This is a genomic window from Methylobacterium terricola, from assembly GCF_006151805.1.
Lineage (GTDB): Bacteria > Pseudomonadota > Alphaproteobacteria > Rhizobiales > Beijerinckiaceae > Methylobacterium > Methylobacterium terricola.
In genome coordinates this window covers 46,003-64,921 of sequence record NZ_VDDA01000004.1, presented here as the reverse complement: position 1 = coordinate 64,921, position 18,919 = coordinate 46,003, and the positions used below count along the sequence as shown (strand labels likewise).

13 protein-coding genes and 3 tRNA genes are annotated in these 18,919 nt (G+C 71.6%); 8 read left to right on the top strand and 8 right to left on the bottom strand.

Translation table 11 applies throughout. The annotated features are described in order from the left end of the window. Positions 1-110 precede the first annotated feature (110 nt). The 3 genes from FF100_RS10620 to FF100_RS10610 all read left to right on the top strand — a co-directional run bounded on the left by FF100_RS10620 (position 111) and on the right by FF100_RS10610 (position 5,683). Complete coding sequence (locus FF100_RS10620) at positions 111-1,085, top strand: HpcH/HpaI aldolase/citrate lyase family protein (RefSeq protein ID WP_139035710.1); 975 nt, start codon at positions 111-113, stop codon at positions 1,083-1,085. Positions 1,086-1,293: 208 nt separating this feature from the next. Then, positions 1,294-2,502, top strand: coding sequence for an efflux RND transporter periplasmic adaptor subunit (locus FF100_RS10615; RefSeq protein ID WP_139035709.1), 1,209 nt, complete (start codon positions 1,294-1,296; stop codon positions 2,500-2,502). A gap of 1 nt (position 2,503) precedes the next feature. Continuing rightward, the gene (locus FF100_RS10610) at positions 2,504-5,683 is read left to right on the top strand and encodes an efflux RND transporter permease subunit (RefSeq protein ID WP_171070123.1); all 3,180 of its coding nucleotides are present in this window, start codon (positions 2,504-2,506) and stop codon (positions 5,681-5,683) included. Between the two features lie 53 nt (positions 5,684-5,736). Here FF100_RS10610 and FF100_RS10605 read toward each other — a convergent pair whose 3' ends face one another. From FF100_RS10605 to FF100_RS10580, 6 genes are all read right to left on the bottom strand, one after another. Further along, on the bottom strand, positions 5,737-6,156 hold the full coding sequence (locus FF100_RS10605) for an alpha/beta fold hydrolase (protein WP_139035708.1): 420 nt from the start codon (positions 6,154-6,156) through the stop codon (positions 5,737-5,739). 335 nt (positions 6,157-6,491) lie between these two features. Further along, the gene (locus FF100_RS10600; RefSeq protein WP_139035707.1) at positions 6,492-6,950 is read right to left on the bottom strand and encodes a transposase; all 459 of its coding nucleotides are present in this window, start codon (positions 6,948-6,950) and stop codon (positions 6,492-6,494) included. A 588-nt stretch (positions 6,951-7,538) separates the two neighbouring features. Beyond that, positions 7,539-7,614 (bottom strand) — tRNA-Ala (locus tag FF100_RS10595). 94 nt (positions 7,615-7,708) lie between these two features. Beyond that, positions 7,709-7,784 (bottom strand) — tRNA-Ala (locus FF100_RS10590). A gap of 94 nt (positions 7,785-7,878) precedes the next feature. Then, positions 7,879-7,954, bottom strand: a tRNA-Ala gene (locus tag FF100_RS10585). A 213-nt stretch (positions 7,955-8,167) separates the two neighbouring features. Beyond that, positions 8,168-8,554, bottom strand: a complete 387-nt coding sequence (locus tag FF100_RS10580; RefSeq protein WP_139035706.1) for a TIGR02300 family protein — start codon at positions 8,552-8,554, stop codon at positions 8,168-8,170. 173 nt (positions 8,555-8,727) lie between these two features. Here FF100_RS10580 and aroA point away from each other — a divergent pair, with 173 nt between their 5' ends. The 3 genes from aroA to FF100_RS10565 all read left to right on the top strand — a co-directional run bounded on the left by aroA (position 8,728) and on the right by FF100_RS10565 (position 12,544). Continuing rightward, on the top strand, positions 8,728-10,077 hold the full coding sequence (gene aroA, locus FF100_RS10575) for a 3-phosphoshikimate 1-carboxyvinyltransferase (RefSeq protein ID WP_139035705.1): 1,350 nt from the start codon (positions 8,728-8,730) through the stop codon (positions 10,075-10,077). A 23-nt stretch (positions 10,078-10,100) separates the two neighbouring features. Beyond that, complete coding sequence (gene cmk, locus FF100_RS10570; protein ID WP_139036158.1) at positions 10,101-10,733, top strand: (d)CMP kinase; 633 nt, start codon at positions 10,101-10,103, stop codon at positions 10,731-10,733. Between the two features lie 188 nt (positions 10,734-10,921). Further along, on the top strand, positions 10,922-12,544 hold the full coding sequence (locus tag FF100_RS10565; RefSeq protein WP_139035704.1) for an ABC-F family ATP-binding cassette domain-containing protein: 1,623 nt from the start codon (positions 10,922-10,924) through the stop codon (positions 12,542-12,544). A 138-nt stretch (positions 12,545-12,682) separates the two neighbouring features. On the opposite strand, the gene FF100_RS10560 is transcribed toward FF100_RS10565, so the two are convergent. Next, positions 12,683-15,055, bottom strand: a complete 2,373-nt coding sequence (locus FF100_RS10560) for an EAL domain-containing protein (protein WP_171070122.1) — start codon at positions 15,053-15,055, stop codon at positions 12,683-12,685. Positions 15,056-15,180: 125 nt separating this feature from the next. Then, a complete protein-coding gene (gene hrpB / locus FF100_RS10555) occupies positions 15,181-17,715 on the bottom strand; it encodes an ATP-dependent helicase HrpB (protein WP_139036157.1) in 2,535 nt (844 codons plus the stop codon). 210 nt (positions 17,716-17,925) lie between these two features. Here hrpB and FF100_RS10550 point away from each other — a divergent pair, with 210 nt between their 5' ends. Both FF100_RS10550 and FF100_RS10545 read left to right on the top strand, forming a co-directional pair. Further along, the gene (locus FF100_RS10550; RefSeq protein WP_139035702.1) at positions 17,926-18,222 is read left to right on the top strand and encodes a hypothetical protein; all 297 of its coding nucleotides are present in this window, start codon (positions 17,926-17,928) and stop codon (positions 18,220-18,222) included. 201 nt (positions 18,223-18,423) lie between these two features. After that, entirely contained in the window at positions 18,424-18,894 is a 471-nt protein-coding gene (locus FF100_RS10545; protein ID WP_139035701.1) for a YbaK/EbsC family protein, read from the top strand. Positions 18,895-18,919 lie beyond the last annotated feature (25 nt).

Below are 18,919 nucleotides of genomic sequence, written 5' to 3'. Positions count from 1 at the left end.
CCTCGTATCCCGGCACCGGCCTGCACCCAGCACTGCGCGAGCCCCCACCTTCCGCCCGATTGCGTCCGTCCCCGGCGGAACGCCACATGATCACCACGGAGGAAACCCGAATGAGCTTCACCCTCGTCCAGCAAGCCACGCCGCGCCTGCACCGCTCGGAGCTGGCGGTTCCGGGCTCGAACCCGACCTTCATGGAGAAGTCGGCCAAATCCACCGCCGACGTGATCTTCCTCGACCTCGAGGATGCGGTCGCGCCCGACGACAAGGAGCAGGCACGCAAGAACATCGTCCAGGCCCTCAACGACATCGATTGGGGCACGAAGACGATGATGATCCGCATCAACGGCCTCGACACCCATTACATGTACCGTGACGTGATCGACATCGTCGAGGCCTGCCCGCGCCTCGACATGATCCTGATCCCGAAGGTCGGCGTGCCGCAGGACGTCTACGCCATCGACGTGCTGGTGACGCAGATCGAGCAGGCCAAGCGCCGCGAGAAGAAGCTCGGCTTCGAGGTGCTGATCGAGACCGCGCTCGGCATGGCCAATGTCGAGGCGATCGCCCAATCCTCGAAACGCCTGGAAGCAATGTCGTTCGGCGTCGCCGACTACGCGGCGTCGTTGCGCGCCCGCTCGACCGTGATCGGCGGCGTGAACCCCGATTACTCGGTGCTCACCGACAAGGACGAGGCGGGCGGGCGCCAGACCCACTGGCAGGACCCGTGGCTGTTCGCCCAGAACCGGATGCTGGTCGCCTGCCGCGCCTACGGGCTGCGGCCGATCGACGGGCCGTTCGGCGACTTCTCGGATCCGGACGGCTATCGCTCGGCGGCACGGCGCTGCGCGGCCCTCGGCTTCGAGGGCAAGTGGGCGATCCACCCCTCGCAGATCGACCTCGCCAACGAGGTCTTCACCCCGAGCGAGGCCGAGGTGACCAAGGCCCGGCGCATCCTGGCGGCGATGGAGGAGGCGGCCAAGGCCGGACGCGGCGCCGTCTCGCTGGACGGGCGGCTCATCGACATCGCGTCGATCCGCATGGCCGAGGCACTGATCGGCAAGGCGGACGCCATGGCCCGCGCCTGACGCCGCCGGGGCGGCGCGCAAGACGTCGCGCCGTCCCACGCCCGCCGGAGGGCAGGCCTGCCCGCCGCGCAGAAACGACGCACGGTCCTCGCATACGGCAGAAACAGTCCAATGTCATACGCCTGAAGCATGCCGGTTCCCGCGGCCGCCTCGGCGACCCCGGACCTTCATCTCAGGCCGGCTCCGGACTTGTGGAAGCGCGCGACCGATGAGCTCAGAACAGGGCGCTGGACGACAGAAGCGCCGGCGCGGTGGGTGGCTGCTGGCCTTGATCCTCCTGGCCGGCGCCGGCGGCGCCTATGCCTGGCACAGCCACGAGCGGACGGCGGCGACGAAGCCCGCCGCCCGCGCCCCGGCGGCGGTGCCGGTGACCCTGGCGCAGGTCGAGCAGGGGCCGCTCGCCGTGGTGCTCGGCGGCCTCGGCACGGTCCAGGCCTACAACACCGTGCAGGTGCGCAGCCGGGTCGACGGCGAGATCCTGAAGATCGGCTTTCGCGAGGGCCAGGTGGTCAGGAAGGGCGACCTCCTCGCCCAGGTCGACCCGCGCCCCTACCAGGCCGCCCTCGACCAGGCCAAGGCCAAGAAGGCCCAGGACGAGGCCACCGTGAAGAACGCCCGGGCCGACCTGGAGCGCTACACCAAGCTCGGCGACTACGCCTCGCGCCAGCAGACCGAGACGCAAGGGGCCCAGGTGAGCCAGCTCACCGCCCAGATCGCCGGCGACCAGGCGGCGATCGACAACGCGACGACGCAACTCTCCTACGCGACCATCCAGGCGCCGATCGACGGCGTCACCGGCTTCCGGCTGATCGACGTCGGCAACATCGTCAACGCCGCGCAGCAGACCGCGATCGTCACCATCACCCAGGTCGAGCCGATCTTCGTGGTCTATACCGCGCCCGAGGAGCAGCTCGGCGCGGTGATGCGGGCGCTCGCCGCCGGGCCGGTGCCGGTCGAGGCCTGGAGCAGCGACGGGATGGCGCGGCTGTCCGAGGGGCGCCTCGACCTCATCAACAACCAGGTCGACATCGCCACCGGCACGATCCGGCTCAAGGCCTCCTTCGCCAACAAGGACCACGCCCTGTGGCCGGGCGTATCGGTCTCGACGAAGACGCGCATCGGCACGATCGCGAACGCCGTCACGGTGCCGGACGATGCGGTGCAGCACGGGCCGAAGGGCCTTTACGCCTTCGTGGTCGACGACCGGAAACGGGCCCGTGTCCAGCCGATCGCGGTCGGGCGCTCCGATGACGGCCGCACCGAGGTGACCAAGGGCCTCACGCCCGGCCAGACGGTGATCTGGCGCGGCCAGTCCCGGGTGCAGGAGGGGGCGCTGGTCGCCGAGAGCCGACCGGCCGGCCATCCCGAGGCCCACCAGGCGAGCAACGCCGCCCTGGCGGCGAGCGAGGCGCGCTGACATGCAGTCCGGCACCGGACAGGAGGGGCCCGTGCGCGGCGGCATCTCCGGCTACTTCATCCGCTTCCCGATCGCGACCTCGCTGATCATGGCCGGGATCCTGTTCATCGGGATCGTGGCCTATCCGCTGCTCGGCGTCGCGCCGCTGCCGCAGGTCGACTTCCCGACGATCCAAGTCACCGCGCAGCTGCCCGGCGGCAGCCCGGAGACCATGGCCTCGTCGGTGGCCCAGCCGCTGGAGCGGCAATTCGCCCAGATCCCCGGCGTCAGCCAGATGACCTCGACGAGCGCCCTCGGCATCTCGTCGATCACCGTGCAGTTCGACCTCGGCCGCAACATCGACGCGGCGGCGAACGACATCCAGGCGGCGATCAACGCCGCCGGCGGGCAGTTGCCCAAGACCCTGCCGAGCCCGCCGACCTACCGCAAGGTGAACCCGGCCGATTCGCCGATCCTCCTGCTCTCCGCCACCTCCGACACCCTGCCGCTGATCGACGTCGACGACGCCGCCGACGTGCAGCTGGCGCAGCGCATCAGCCAGATCTCGGGCGTCGGCCAGGTCTTGATCGGCGGCCAGCAGAAGCCGGCGGTGCGGGTGCAGATCGACCCGGCGAAGCTCGTCGCCAAGGACCTGTCGCTGGAGGACGTCCGGACCCAGCTCTCGATCACCACGGTCAACAGCCCGAAGGGCAGCTTCGACGGGGCGACCCGCAGCTATACGGTCTACGCCAACGACCAGCTCACCGTCGCCAAGGACTGGAACGACATCATCATCGCCTACCGCAACGGCGCGCCGTTGCGGGTGCGCGACATCGGCCGGGCGGTGGCGGGGCCGGAGGACAACAAGCAGGCGGCCTGGGCCAACGGCCAGCGCGGCGTGTTCCTGGTCGTGTTCAAGCAGCCCGGCGCCAACGTCATCGACACCGTCGACCGGATCAAGGCCGAACTGCCCCGCATCACCGCGGCCCTGCCGGCGGGCGTGGTGGTGAAGACCCTGAGCGACCGCACCCAGACCATCCGCGCCTCGGTCGAGGACGTGCAGTTCACGTTGGCGATCACCATCGCGCTGGTGGTGGCGGTGATCTTCGTGTTCCTGCGCTCGGTCTGGGCGACGATCATCCCGAGCGTGACGGTGCCGCTGGCGCTGCTGGGCGCCTGCGCGCTGATGTGGATGGCCGGGTACACGCTCGACAACCTGTCGCTGATGGCGCTCACCATCGCGGTCGGCTTCGTCGTGGACGACGCGATCGTGGTGCTGGAGAATATCGCCCGCTACGTCGAGGACGGGATGAAGCCGATGCATGCCGCGCTCAAGGGCGCCGGCGAGATCGGCTTCACCATCGTGTCGATCTCGGTCTCGCTGATCGCGGTGCTGATCCCGCTCTTGCTGATGGGCGGCATCATCGGCCGGCTGTTCCGCGAATTTGCCGTCGTGCTGTCGATGACGATCGGCGTCTCGGCCTTCGTGTCGCTGTCGCTGACCCCGATGATGGCCTCGCGCTTCCTCAAGGAGCACAAGGCCGAGCAGCACGGCCGCCTCTATCGCTGGAGCGAGCGCGTCTTCGATCGCTTGCTCGCGGCTTACGAAGCGGCCCTCGACGTGGCGCTCCGCCACCACGTCGTCACCTTCCTGACCTTCCTCGGCACGGTGGCGCTCACCGGCTACCTGTTCGTGATCATTCCGAAGGGCTTCTTCCCGCAACAGGATACGGGCCTCATCGTCGGCATCACGGAGGGCGGGCAGGACATCTCGTTCTCCGCCATGGAGGACCGGCAGCGCGCGGTCGGCGCGGTGATCCAGGCCGATCCGGACGTGGCGAGCGTCGCGATGTCGATCGGCGGCAGCGGCCAGGCGCTCAATTCCGGCCGGATGTTCATCACCCTGAAGCCCCGGGACGAGCGCGAGGCCAACGCGTTCCAGATCATCGACCGGCTGCGGCCGAAGCTCGCGCGGCTCGAAGGGGTCAAGGTCTTCCTCCAGGCCTCGCAGGACGTGCGCACCGGCGGGCGCTCCTCGCGCACCCAGTTCGAGTACACGCTGCAGGATCCGAACCTCGACGAGCTCAACACCTGGTCGCCGCGGCTCCTCGACAAGCTCCGGACCCTCCCGGAACTGCGCGACGTCGCCACCGACCAGCAGACCGACGGCACCACGCTGACCCTGACGATCAACCGCGACGCCGCCTCGCGCTACGGCATCACGCCCCAACTCATCGACGACACGCTCTACGACGCGATCGGCCAGCGCCAGGTGGCGCAGTACTTCACGCAGCTCAACAGCTACCACGTGATCATGGAGATCCTGCCGGCGCTCCAGGGCAACCCGGATAGCTTGCGCAACATCTACGTGAAATCGCCGACGACCGGCGGCCAGGTGCCGCTCGCCGCCTTCGCGACCTGGACCACCGTGCCGGTTCGCCCGCTCTCGATCAGCCACCAGGGCCAGTTCCCCGCCGTGACGATCAGCTTCAACCTGGCGCCGAACGTGGCGCTCGGCCAGGCGACCGCCGCGATCGACAAGGCGGCCAAGGATCTCGGGGTGCCGACGACCCTCGCGACCGGCTTCCAGGGCACCGCGCAGGCGTTCCAGCAATCGCTCTCGACGGTGCCGCTGCTGATCGCCGCGGCGCTCGTGGTGGTCTACCTGATCCTCGGCATCCTCTACGAGAGCTACATCCATCCGCTGACGATCCTCTCGACCCTGCCCTCGGCCGGCGTCGGCGCGCTCGCGATGCTCTTGTGGTTCGGCTACGATTTCAGCCTGATCGCGCTGATCGGGATCATCCTGCTGATCGGCATCGTGAAGAAGAACGGCATCATGCTGGTCGACTTTGCGATCGTCGCCGAGCGGCACGAGGGCATCGGCCCCAAGGAGGCGATCCGCAAGGCGGCCAGCTTGCGCTTCCGCCCGATCCTGATGACCACGATGGCGGCTTTGCTGGGCGGCATCCCGCTGATGTTCGGCACCGGCACCGGCTCGGAGATCCGGCAGCCCCTCGGCTACGCCATGGTCGGCGGCCTCGCGGTGAGCCAGGTGCTGACGCTGTTCACCACGCCGGTGATCTACATCTACCTCGACACGCTCTCGACGTGGTTGTCCGGGCGCTCGCACGGACCGGAGGACAAGAGCGAGACGCCCGAGGACGAGGCGCCGCCGGAACTGCGCCAGGCGGCGGAGTAAGGAGGGACACGGCGTGGGCCGGGCTCGGGCTCACGCCGCCGCGATCAACGCCCTCAGGACCGCGACGGCGCGCTCCGGTGCATCGCCGAACCGCCGTGGCGGCTGTCCGAAAAGCGGACGCGGCCAGGCGGCAGGGATGCCACGATCGTCTCGCTGAAGGCGATCGGCGAGACCGGGTCGTGATCGCCGGCCATGACGAGGACGGGGCAGCGCACGCCCGCGGGGGCGGCCCGGACGTCCATGCGCGCCCGCTCCTTGTCGGGGCCGTTGACGTGCAGGGCGGTGCCGTGGCGGACCCGCGCACGCCGCGACGCCTCCGGGTTCCGAGGCGTCCGGCGATAGAGCGGCCCACAGATGCGGAGGATGTCCGCCCGCCGCTCGGCGGTGGGCACCGTCCAGTACGCCTCGGCCATCCGGGCGACGCTCGCGAGGATCACCGGAAACTCGAACCTGGCCGCGGTGCTGACCAGCACCGGCTTGCCCGGATGGTCCGGGTGGCGCGTCGCACAGGCCCTTCGCGTCGTCGCCCCATCGCACCAGCGTCCAGGCGGCGCGGTCGCCGTCCTCGCTGCGGCCGTTGCCGCGGTGATCACAGCATATCACCTGCGCCACGTCGCTCAGCCCGGAGACCAGGGGCCTGAAGGCGCTGTGGTCGAAGCCCCGGCCCGCCATGCGGGAGCAGCAGCACCGGCTTCCCGCGCAGGGCGTCACCGGCGGGCACCAGCCCGGCAGTCTCGACGTCGACGACGAGTCGGACGCCGTTGGCGCCGACGACCATGGGTGGTCCGTCCTCGCCGCCGGCCGGCCCTCAGGCCACCGCGGCCTGCTTCTGCACGCTCAGCAGCATGTTGGCGATCTGGCGCACCTGCAATTCGCTGTCCTGCAGCTCCTTCTTGCGGGCACCGCCATAGGCGAACTCGTCGTGGTCGATCCCGGGGACCGGCAGGCCCGCTTCCTCGAAGTGACGTTCGAGGCGAGCGTGGAGTTGCTCCCACACGCCGAGGCGCGACCAGCGAATGAAGGTCTGGGCCGCCATCCACCACGGGCCGTAATGGGCCGGGACGGCACGCCAGTTGGTATCGTGCCAATGCCGCCAGAGGATTGCATCGAGGGTTCGCTTGAGGTCGTGAGGCTGCGTCTTGCCGCGAGGCCGACAGTCTTCGAGCAAAGGTGCGAGCACGGCCCACTGCGCCTCCGTCAACATAAACATCCCCTCGATCTCGATTCCGCCGAGAATCATATTACCAAGGGTAATCTGCTTGTTCAATCGGGCCGACGACCGCCGGTTGAAGTTTGTTGGCCCGCGGCAACACCATGAAAGGCCTGGATCGTTTGTGTTCGAACATGGATAAGCACGATTGATACCGGATATTACTTGTAAGATTAGATATTTCGGTTTGTAAATACTTGCTAATAATATTATAGAAATAACAAGTAAAATGTGATGCAATTCATGTCATGATGACACGCGCCGCACCGCAGCGTCATCCACGAGAACGAGGAAGCTCGGCCTCGATCCGCCGCTCCAGCGGAGCGGTTATTTTTCCAGAGCGTGAAGACGACGAAAGATGCCGTGAACGGCGGTGATGAACTTGACCGCAACTGTCGTTGCGTCGCGGCAAGGGGAGGGGATTGCGTGGCGCCGAGACCCTTAGGGCACCCATGACTCCGCCGTATGCGCGAATCCCGCGACGGGGCGAGCCGGCACAGGCGCAGGTCTACGACCGAGGCAGATGCCGGCCGCCCCCCACGCGCCAGAACGCGGGCTCACGACCGACGACTGCGACGCCCGGCGGGTGAACCACGAACGCCGCCGAAGCGGCCCGTCTCATCGCCCGGTCAGATCGAGGGGGGTTGGTGGAGCTTAGCGGGATCGAACCGCTGACCTCCTGCATGCCATGCAGGCGCTCTCCCAGCTGAGCTAAAGCCCCATCCGTCATCCGCGGCGCTGGGCACGCCGGCGGGTCTCGTCCGTCCTGATCGCGCCTTGCGATCCGATCACCCCAGGCCGCCCTAAAGGTGAGTTGGTGGAGCTTAGCGGGATCGAACCGCTGACCTCCTGCATGCCATGCAGGCGCTCTCCCAGCTGAGCTAAAGCCCCATCCGTCATCCGCGGCGCTGGGTACGCCGGCGGGTCTCGTCCGTCCTGATCGCGCCTTGCGATCCGATCACCCCAGGTCGCCCTGGAGATGAGTTGGTGGAGCTTAGCGGGATCGAACCGCTGACCTCCTGCATGCCATGCAGGCGCTCTCCCAGCTGAGCTAAAGCCCCACTCCACAGGACGTTTGGGGTCCGTCCCGGAACCGAAACGGCGTCCTGTGGGAGGGCGCCGCCGGTGAGCGGCGGTATATGAGGGTGCGGCGCCGGACACAAGCCCCCGGGGCGGCTCTTCGCGAAGTTTTCGTGACTGCCGCGAATTGCGCAGATCCGCCAGGGACTTGGAGCGACGGCCGGGCCCCGCCGGCCGTCATCCTGCCCGCGGGATCAGGATTCCTCGTCGCTCTCGATGTCGCCGTCGATGAAGTCGGAGACGTCGTCGCCGCTCTCCTCGTCCTCCTCCAGGAAGGTGTCGTCGTCGCCGCCGGCATCGCCCACATCCGCCTCGTCGTCGACCGCGACGTCGTCGCCGCCCTCGGCGGCCTCGACCTCGTCGAGGGAGACCATATCGGGGGCGCCGGTCTCTTCCTCGGTCTCCTCCTCGCGCGGGGCGCGGTTGGCGATCGCCGGGGCGGGGACGCGGCTCGTGGAGAGGGCGGCGACCTGGTAGACCGTGCCGCATTTCGGGCACACGGCGGGGTCCCTGCTGAGGTCGTAGAACTTCGCGCCGCAGCTCATGCACTGGCGCTTCAAGCCGAGTTCCGGTCTGGCCACGGTAGTTACATTCCTGTCGATGTCGGAAGAGAGTGGGTCCGGTTAGTCGCGCCCGCCAGCCCTGTCAAATACCTGGCGGGCCGACGGATGACGCGGCGGCGCCCGCATGCTAACGACCCGGCCGTTTTCCCGCGCTCGACCCCGCGATTCTCGAGAAACCAGGCCGCCTGCCCGTGTCGCACGATTCCACACCGTCCCCGATCACCGCCCAGGCCGGAACGGCCCTGCGGGGCCGGCTGCGGCCGCCCGGCGATAAGTCGATCTCGCACCGGGCGATCATCCTCGGGCTGCTCAGCCTCGGCGAGACCCGCATCGAGGGCCTGCTCGAAGGCGACGACGTGCTGCGCACCGCCGCCGCCGCGAAGGCGCTCGGCGCCGGGATCGACCGCGACGGGGAGGGGCGCTGGCGGGTGCGCGGCGTCGGCGTCGGCGGCCTGTCCGACCCGGCCGGCGTGCTCGATTTCGGCAATGCCGGCACCGGCTCGCGGCTGATGATGGGCGTGGTCGGAGGTCACCCGGTCACCGCGACGTTCGACGGCGACGCCTCCTTGCGCAAGCGGCCGATGCGCCGGATCCTCGATCCGCTGGTGCAGATGGGCGTCACGGTGGTGGCGCAGGCCGAGGGCGGCCGGGTGCCGCTCACCCTGCGCGGTCCCCGCGAGGCGGTGCCGGTCACCTACGAGAGCCCGGTCGCCTCGGCGCAGGTCAAGTCGGCGGTGCTGCTCGCCGGCCTCAACGCGCCTGGCGTCACCACGGTGATCGAGGCCGCGGCGACCCGCGACCATACCGAGCGGATGCTGCGCCTGTTCGGCGCCACGGTCGAGGTCGAGGCGATCGGTCCCGGAGGCCACGGCCGGCGCATCGCGCTGACCGGCCAGCCGACGCTCACGGCCACCGACGTGGTGGTGCCGGCCGATCCGTCCTCGGCCGCCTTCGCCCTGGTGGCGGCGCTGGTCGTGCCGGGCTCCGAGGTGGTGATCGAGGGGGTGATGATGAACCCGCTCCGCACCGGCCTCCTGACCACGCTCCTCGAGATGGGCGGCGACATCGAGCGCCTGAACGAGCGCGAGGAGGGCGGCGAGACCGTGGCCGACCTGCGGGTGCGCCACAGCCGCCTCAAGGGCGTCGCGGTGCCGCCCGAGCGCGCCCCGGCGATGATCGACGAATACCCGGTCCTCGCCGTCGCGGCGGCCTGCGCCGAGGGCACCACCCGGATGCAGGGCCTGCACGAGCTGCGGGTCAAGGAATCCGACCGCCTCTCCGCGGTGGCGGCGGGGCTGAAGGCCAACGGCGTGCCCCATACGGTCGAGGGCGACGACCTGATCGTCCACGGCGACGGTTCGGCGCCCCAGGGCGGCGGCACGGTCGAGACCCATCTCGACCACCGCATCGCCATGGCCTTCCTGGTGCTCGGCCTCGTGGCCCGGGCGCCGGTCACGGTCGATGACGGCGCGATGATCGCGACGAGCTACCCCGCCTTCCTGGCCGACATGCGGACGCTCGGCGCCGCGCTCGCCGCATGAGGGCCGCGCACATGAAGGCCGGAGTGGTGATCGCGATCGACGGGCCGGCGGCCTCCGGCAAGGGCACGCTGGCCAAGCGCCTGGCGGCGCATTACCGCCTGCCGCACCTCGATACCGGCCTGCTCTACCGCGCCGTGGCGCTGACGCTGCTCGATGCCGGCCGGGACCTCGCCGACGAGGCGGCGGCGGCCGCCGCCGCGCGGGCGCTCGCGCCGGGCTTCCTCGCCGATTCCCGCCTGCGCGGCAGCGCCATGGGCGAGGCGGCCTCGATCGTCTCGGCGCAAGGCGCGGTTCGCGCCGCGCTCCTCGACTGGCAGCGCCGCTTCGCCGGTGCGCCGTCGGGTGCGGTGCTCGACGGGCGCGACATCGGCACCGTGGTCTGCCCGGACGCCGCCGTGAAGCTGTTCGTGACCGCTTCCGCCGAGGAGCGCGCCCGCCGCCGCCACCGCGAGCTCGAGGGGCGGGGCGAGGCGGTTCCCTACGACGAGGTGCTCGCCGACATCCTGCGCCGCGACGCCCGCGACGCCGACCGCGACGCGGCCCCCTTGCGGGTGGCGGAGGACGCGGTGGTGATCGACACCACGGCGCTCGACGCCGACGCCGCCTTCCGGGCCGCGACCGACGTGGTCGACGGACGGGGCGGGCCGGCGGGCTGAGCGCCGCATCGACGGCTGTTCCATCCGCGACCTCGATCCTGGGAGCATGGATGGGATGGAGCGTCACGACAGGCGCGAGCCGGTCAGGCGTCCCGCCCGACACCACGCCGCCACGAAGCCGTGGCATGGCGCCCCCAACGACACCGCGCGCGATCCGGCGCGCCCTTCCTCTCGGACCCTCGCCTCCCATGATCCGCCTCGACAAGATCGCCAAGCAGAACGGCAACCAGCTCCTCTTCATCGAGGCCTCGGCGGCGCTGCAGCGCGGCGAGAAGGTCGGGCTCGTCGGCCCCAACGGCGCCGGCAAGACGACCCTGTTCCGGATGATCACCGGCGAGGAGCAGCCCGACGAGGGCCAGGTCTCCAGCGATCGCGGCATCACCATCGGGTATTTCAGCCAGGATGTCGGCGAGATGGCCGGCCGCTCCGTGTTGTCCGAGGTGATGGACGGCGCCGGGCCGGTGAGCGCGATCGCCGCGGAGCTGCGCGAGATCGAGACCGGGCTCGCCGATCCCGACCGGGCCGACGAGATGGAGGCCCTGGTCGAGCGCTACGGCGAGGTGCAGGGGCGGTTCGAGGAGCTGGGCGGCTACGCGCTCGAGGGCCGCGCGCACGAGGTGCTGGCGGGCCTGAGCTTCGCGCCCGAGATGGTCGAGGGCGATGTCGGCGCCCTGTCGGGCGGCTGGAAGATGCGCGTCGCGCTCGCCCGCATCCTCCTGATGAACCCCGACGTGATGCTGCTCGACGAGCCGAGCAACCACCTCGACCTCGAGAGCCTGATCTGGCTCGAGGATTTCCTCCGGGGCTTCGACGGCGCGCTCCTGATGACCTCGCACGACCGGGCCTTCATGAACCGGATCGTCGGCAAGATCATCGAGATCGATGCCGGCGCGCTCACCACCTATTCGGGCGACTACGCCTTCTACGAGCAGCAGCGGGCCCAGAACGAGGCGCAGCAGCAGGCGCAGTTCGAGCGCCAGCAGGCGATGCTGGCCAAGGAGATCAAGTTCATCGAGCGCTTCAAGGCGCGGGCCTCGCACGCCGCCCAGGTCCAGAGCCGGGTGAAGAAGCTCGACAAGATCGAGCGCGTCGAGCCGCCCCGCCGCCGCCAGAGCGTCGCCTTCGACTTCCCGGCCGCGCCGCGCTCGGGCGACGACGTGATCAGCCTGAAATCGGTGCGCAAGGCCTACGGCAGCCGCACGATCTATGACGGGCTCGATTTCGGCATCCGCCGCAAGGAGCGCTGGTGCGTGATGGGCGTCAACGGCGCCGGCAAGTCGACCCTGCTCAAGCTGGCCACCGGCACCACCACGCCGGATGCCGGCAGCGTGACGATCGGCGCCAGCGTCAAGCTCGGCTACTTCGCCCAGCACGCGATGGACACCCTGGTCGGCGAGCACACGGTGTTCGAGTTCCTCGAGGAGTCGTTCCCGCAGGCCGGGCAGGGCTCGCTGCGCACGCTCGCCGGCTGCTTCGGTTTCTCGGGCGACGACGTCGAGAAGCGCTGCCGGGTGCTGTCGGGCGGCGAGAAGGCCCGCCTCGCCATGGCCCGGATGCTCTACGACCCGCCGAACTTCCTCGTCCTCGACGAGCCGACCAACCACCTCGACGTCGGCACCAAGGACATGCTGATCGCCGCGCTCGCCCAGTACGAGGGCACGATGCTGTTCGTCTCGCACGACCGGCACTTCCTCGCCGCCCTGTCGAACCGGGTGCTGGAGCTGACGCCGGACGGCATCCACCAGTATGGCGGCGGGTATTCGGAATACGTCGAGAAGACCGGGCGGGAGGCGCCGGGCTTGCGGCATTGAGGGGCGACGGCCTCGACCCTCTCGACGGTCCTGACCACTCGCCGATCATGAAGCCCCCGGCGTCGTCCCGGGGCCGCGAAGCGGAGCCCGCGATGACGCCGAGGGATCGGGACGCGTCGGCCCGCCCTGGTGGCCGCGTCACCCGCCCCCGAGCATCGGCGCCACCGCCTCGGCCGCCACCGGCCGGCTGATCAGGTAGCCCTGCACCTCGGTGCAGCCCGCCGCGCGCAGGTGGGCGAGCTGCTCCTCGGTCTCGACGCCCTCGGCCGTGGTGGTCATGCCGAGGCTGTCGGCAAGCGTCGTCACGGCGCGCACGATGGCCAGCGCGTCGGGGCGCACCGAGAGGTCGGCCACGAAGGCGCGGTCGATCTTGATCTTGTCGAACGGGAAGGCCCGCAGGTAGCCGAGCGACGAGTAGCCGGTACCGAAATCGTCCATGGCGATCCGCACCCCGAGCTGCTTCAGCCGGTGCAGGATGGCGAGCGTCGAGGCGCTGTCCTGCAGGAGCACGCCCTCGGTGATCTCGAGTTCGAGCCGGTGCGGATCGAGGCCCGCCTCGCGCAAGGCGGCGATCACCGTGGCGTCGATGTCGCCGCCGCGGAACTGCACCGGCGAGAGGTTGACCGAGACCCGGACGGGTTCGGGCCAGCGCGCCGCCTCGCGGCAGGCCTGGCGCAGGACCCATGCGCCGAGCGGCACGATCATGCCGGTCTCCTCGGCGATCGGCACGAAGGCAGCCGGGCTCACCACGCCGCGAACCGGGTGGTGCCAGCGCACCAGCGCCTCGAACCCGGCGATCCGGTTGGACGACAGGCCGAGGAACGGCTGGAACGCCAGGGCGAAGTGCTGCTCGGCAAGCGCCGTCCGCAGGTCGAGCTCGACGCTGCGGCGGGCCTGGATCGCCACGTCCATGGCCGGCTCGAAGAAGCGGTGGACGCCGCGGCCCTCGGCCTTGGCACGGTAGAGCGCCATGTCGGCGGCCCGCAGCAGGCCCTCCGGATCGGTCCCGTCCGTCGGGGTCAGCGCTAGGCCGACGCTCAGGCCGACCGCGACGCGCGTGCCGTCGATGTCGTAGTCGCGCCCGACCGCCTCGATCAGCCGGCGGGCCAGGCGCCCGGCCCGGAAGCGCGTGGTCGGCCGCAGCACCAGGGCGAACTCGTCGCCGCCGAGCCGCACCAGGATCGCGGTTCCGGCCGCGGCCTCGTCGCGCATCGCGGCGGTCAGACGGGCCGTGACCTGGCACAGGAGCTTGTCGCCGACGGCGTGGCCGAGTGTGTCGTTGACGGTCTTGAAGCGGTCGAGGTCGAGGCACAGGACCGCCGTGGCGCCGCCGCCCTGCGCCAGGGCCTCGGCCAGGCCCTCCTGCAGCAGGGCGCGGTTGGGCAGGCCGGTCAGCGCGTCGTGGCGGGCCATGTGGACGATCTGGGCCTCGGCGCGCTTGGCCGCGGTGACGTCCTCGTGGACGGTCACGAAGCCGCCCTCCGGGGTCGGCGCGTAGGTCACGGCGATGACCCGGCCGTCGGCGAGAGTCTGGTCGAGGCGGTAGCGCGTGCGGGAGGCGAGCCGCTCGCTGACCTGGCGCCAGGCCTCCTCCGGGGAAAGGCCCGGGAAGTTGCCGGCCTCGGTGCGGCAGTGGATCAGCGCCTCGGCGGTGATGCCCGGATGCACCGTCTCGGGCGACAGGCCGTAGAGGTCGAGGAACTGCCGGTTGACGACCGTGACCCGGTGCGCGGCGTCGAACAGGACGAGGCCATGCGACATGTGGGCGAGGGCGTGGTCGAGACGGCGGTTCTGCTCCGCCAGCCGTGCATCGGCCCGCGCCCGGTCGGTGGCATCCTCGTGCACCACCAGGGTGCCGCCGTCGGGCAGCGGCGTGACGATGGTCTTGAGCAGGAGGCCGTTCGGCAGCGGCCGTTCGCGCTCCAGCGGCACCCGCCGGGCGACGCGCGCCGCGACGAAGGCCCAGGCCTCGTCGGGATCCATGCCGGGATAATGGCCGAGGCGGGCATTGGCACGGATGATGTCCGCGAGCGGCGTGCCCGGCCGCATCAGCCCGGGCGGCAGGCCGTAGAGGTCGCACAGGCGGTCGTTGGCGGCGACGAGCCGCAACTCCGGATCGAACAGGCTGACGCCGATCGGCAGCGCGGCGATCGCCGCCACGAGGCGGCCGGATGTCTCCGGCGGCGCAGCCACCTCGGCGCAGATGCCGCGCCAGCCCGCGAAGCTCCCGTCGGGCTGCCAGGACGGCGCCCCGCCGAAGCGGAACCAGCGCGTCCGCCCGTCGCGGTGGCGATGCGGCAGGACGAGATCCCGGAACGGCGTCCGCTCCCGCAGCGGCCGAGGGATCTCATCGCTCTCGCCATCGCCCGTGAGGCCCGGCCAGGGCCGTCCGAGCGGCGCTCCCTCGCCCGTCAGCGCCTCGAAGCGCCCCCGCACGGCCGTCAGACGTAAGTCCGCGTCGGTCCGCCAGGACCAGTCGGCGGCGATGGTGTCGAGATCGTCGGGCAGCATCGAGCGGTCTTTTGCGAGAGGATGGATACTCCCACCCATTCGCTGCGATTTCCTTTCATGCGTCGAAGAGGCGGCGGCGTCATCGTCGGCGGCATGAGAACCGCGGACGATGTCCTCCGTGACGGTCACGTCCCCCGCGGCTTCGCCCGGCGGGTCGGCGGGGCGGTGGTGGGGTCCTCGGGCCAGGGGTGGCGGGGATACTGGCCGCGCATGTCGGCGCGCACCGCGGCCCAGGAGCCGCGCCAGAAGCCCGGCAGGTCGCGGGTGATCTGGATCGGGCGCTGGGCCGGGGAGAGGAGGTGCAGCACGAGCGGCACCCGGCCGCCGCCGATCGTCGGGTGGCGGGCGAGGCCGAACAGCTCCTGCACCCGCACGGCCAGCGCCGGACCGCCCTCGGCGGCGTAGTCGACCGGGATGCGCGAGCCGGTCGGCACCTCGATATGGGTCGGCGCCTCGGCGTCGAGGCGGGCGCGCAGGTTCCACGGCACGAGGTCGTGCAGGGCCTCCGAGAGCCGGTCGGCGCCGATCTCGTCGAGGCGGGTGATCCCGGCCAGGTGGGGGCCGAGCCAGTCGGGCAGGGCCTCGGCGAGGGGGCCATCCGAGAGGTCGGGCCAGGGCTCGCCCTCGGCGCTGCGGAGGAACATCACCCGCTCGCGCCATTGCTGCGCCGCCTTCGACCAGGGCAGGGCGGCGACCCCGAGCGCGGCGAGGCCGCGGGCCAGGATCGCGGCGCTGTCGGCATCGGGCGGCACCGGCAGGATGCGCTCGGCGAGCGACACCGCGCCGAGGCGGCGCTGGGCCCGGGCGCGCAACGCCCGGGCCTCGGGGTCGAACTCGACCCGGGTGCGGGCCTCGATCCGGTCGGCAAACAGCGACTCGATGGCGGGGAGCGCGATCGGGGCGGCCGCCAGGATGCGCGCGGACGAGGCCTTGCCGACGATCTCGGCCACCGCCAGGAACGGCTCGCGGGCAAGGCCCGCGGCCGGGTCGAGGGCGGCGCCGCGGCCATTGGCCAGGACGTACTCCCCGGGCTTGCCCCGCGCACGGGCGATCCGGTCGGGATAGGCGAGGGCCAAGAACGTGCCGATGCGCGTGCCGGCCTGCGGGCCGAGATCGGGGGTCTCGGCGGCGCCCGCCGGGGCGACCATCCCGGTGGCGGTCTTCGCCCAGCCCGTGGCGAGGCGGCGCATGTCCTCGGCCCGGGCCGAGCGGTCGCGGCGGGCGCGCTCGACCCGCTCGGTGAGATCGACCGCGTCGCCGCCGAGGCCCCGCTCGACCAGCACGGCGGCGACGTCCGCGGCGGCCCGCGCCGCCTCGCGGCCGTGGGCGGCGGCGCTCACCACCATGCGGGCGAGGCGCGGCGGCAGGGGCAAGGCGCGCAAGGCCCGGCCCGCCGCGGTCAGTCGGCCATCCGCGTCGAGGGCGTCGAGGCCGGCGAGCAAGGCGCGGGCCTCGCTCAGCGCCGGGGCCGGCGGGGGGTCGAGGAAGGGCAGGGTGGTCGGGTCGGCGACGCCCCAGGCGGCGCAGTCGAGCACCAGCCCGGCGAGGTCGGCGGCGAGGATCTCGGGCCGGGTGAAGGGTTCGAGCGCGCCGGTCGCCGCCTCCGACCACAGCCGGTAGCAGACACCGGGCTGGGTGCGCCCGGCGCGGCCGCGGCGCTGGTCGACCGAGGCGCGGGAGGCGCGCTGGGTGACGAGGCGGGTCAGTCCGAGATCCGGCTCGTAGACCGGCACCCGCGCGAGACCGGAATCGACCACCACCCGCACGCCCTCGATCGTGAGCGAGGTCTCGGCGATCGCGGTGGCGAGCACCACCTTGCGGCGTCCCGCCGGGCTCGGTCGCACCGCCCGGTCCTGCTCGGCCCGGTCGAGGGCGCCGTAGAGCGGGGCCAGGTCGACATCGGCGACATCGGACAGGCGGGCGCGCAGGCGTTCCTCGGTGCGGCGGATCTCGGCCTGGCCGGGCAGGAAGGCCAGCACCGAGCCCGGCTCGGCCCTGAGCGCCCGCATCACCGCGTCGGTCACCGCGTCCTCGATCCGTATCTGGGCGTCGCGGTCGAGGTGGCGGGTCTCGACCGGGAAGGCGCGGCCCTCCGAGACGATCACCGGCGCGTCTCCCATCAGGGCCGCGACCCGGGCGCCGTCGATCGTCGCCGACATCGCCACGAGGCGCAGGTCCTCCCGCAGGGCGCCCTGCGCGTCGAGCGCCAGGGCGAGGCCGAGATCGGCGTCGAGCGAGCGCTCGTGGAACTCGTCGAACAGCACCGCGGCGATGCCGTCGAGTTCCGGATCGTCCAGGATTATCCGGGCGAAGACGCCCTCGGTGACGACCTCGATGCGGGTGCGGGCCGAGACCTTCGAGCCGAGGCGCACCCGGAGACCCACCGTCTCGCCCAGAGCCTCGCCGAGCGTCGCGGCCATGCGCTCGGCCGCGGCCCGGGCGGCGAGGCGGCGCGGCTCGAGAAGGATGATCCGCCGGTCGCCGCGCCAGGGCGCCTCCAGCAGCGCGAGGGGCACCCGGGTGGTCTTGCCGGCGCCCGGCGGCGCCACCAGCACCGCGTTGAAGGAGCCGTGGGACCGCCCTCCCGCCGAGGGGCCGGTGAGGGCGGCCGCGAGGTCGGGGAGAACGGCGTCGATCGGCAGGGACGGAGCGGAGCGCATGGGCGCCGGGATGGCGGAGGCGGTCCGGCCGCGCAAGCCCGGACAGCGGGACATCCGGGGCCGCACCGCGCGCGGCCTGCCCCGGACCGGCCGTCGGCGCCCCCCAATCAGTTTTTCTCAACCATTTCCGGTACCGCAACGGAACCGCGGGCAGGGCGAAAGATTGACGCACAGGTCGGCCGACGGGGCCGCCACTCGGAGATGATCGCGATGAAGACCCTGACCCTGGCGCTGGCGGCGAGCGTGCTGCTGGGCGGTCTCGCCATGACCCCGGCCTCGGCCGCCGTGACCGGACCCGCCCCGGCCGTCGCCGGCGCGGAGTCGACGGTCGAGCACGTCGCCATGCGCCGCCACTACCACTATCATCGCATGAAGCGGCACGACCGCCACATGCGCCGTCACATGCGCCGCAACCACATGCGCGCCGGCGACCCGAACGCCCGCAACCCGTCGCGCCCGGGCTACCAGCAGCAGCTCGGCAACACCACGGGCGGCCCGCGCTACTAAGACCCTGTTCCGCGAGCGCCCGACCCGGGCGAGCGATCGCCGACCCCGTCACCGCCCGGACCACTCCGGGCGGTGACTTCGCGTCGGGAAGGGCTTGCGCCGGCGGCCGCGGCGGGCCAGGGGAGCCGGACCGGCACCCCTGGAGCCCGAGATGTCCTTCTCCCCGTCGTTCTCTCCGTCGCTGCGCGGGGCCGACCGCCGATGAGCCTCGCGTCCGTCAAGGCCGACCTCGCCGCGCGCGCGCCCGACCTCACCGTGCTGGAGACCGAGGCGAGTTCCGCCACCGTGGCGCTGGCAGCCGCCGCTCACGGGGTCGAGCCCGCCCGCATCGCCAAGACCCTGTCGCTGCGGCTCGGCGAGCGCGTCGTGCTGCTGGTCGCCCGCGGCGACGCCCGCCTCGACAACCGCAAGGCCAAGGCCGCGTTCGGGGTCAAGCCCCGGATGCTCGGCGCCGAGGAGGTGGAGGCGATCACCGGCCATCCGGTCGGCGGGGTCTGCCCGTTCGGCCTCGCCACGCCGCTCCCGGTCTATTGCGACGTCAGCCTCAAGGCCTTCGACGAGGTGGTGCCGGCGGCGGGATCGCCGAACAGCGCCGTGCGGGTGTCGCCGGAGCGCATGGCGGCGCTGACCGGGGCGGAGTGGATCGACGTCTGCCAGCCGCCCGAGGCCTGAGCGCCTCCAAAACAGCGCCAGGCTG

Bases quoted from the DNA above. Each gene is read 5' to 3' on its own strand.
- FF100_RS10620 (WP_139035710.1), top strand. From the start codon at position 111: ATGAGCTTCACCCTCGTCCAGCAAGCCACGCCGCGCCTGCACCGCTCG.
- FF100_RS10615 (WP_139035709.1), top strand. From the start codon at position 1,294: ATGAGCTCAGAACAGGGCGCTGGACGACAGAAGCGCCGGCGCGGTGGG.
- FF100_RS10610 (WP_171070123.1), top strand. From the start codon at position 2,504: ATGCAGTCCGGCACCGGACAGGAGGGGCCCGTGCGCGGCGGCATCTCC.
- FF100_RS10565 (WP_139035704.1), top strand. From the start codon at position 10,922: ATGATCCGCCTCGACAAGATCGCCAAGCAGAACGGCAACCAGCTCCTC.
- FF100_RS10560 (WP_171070122.1), bottom strand. From the start codon at position 15,055: ATGCTGCCCGACGATCTCGACACCATCGCCGCCGACTGGTCCTGGCGG.
- hrpB (WP_139036157.1), bottom strand. From the start codon at position 17,715: ATGCGCTCCGCTCCGTCCCTGCCGATCGACGCCGTTCTCCCCGACCTC.
- FF100_RS10550 (WP_139035702.1), top strand. From the start codon at position 17,926: ATGAAGACCCTGACCCTGGCGCTGGCGGCGAGCGTGCTGCTGGGCGGT.
- FF100_RS10545 (WP_139035701.1), top strand. From the start codon at position 18,424: ATGAGCCTCGCGTCCGTCAAGGCCGACCTCGCCGCGCGCGCGCCCGAC.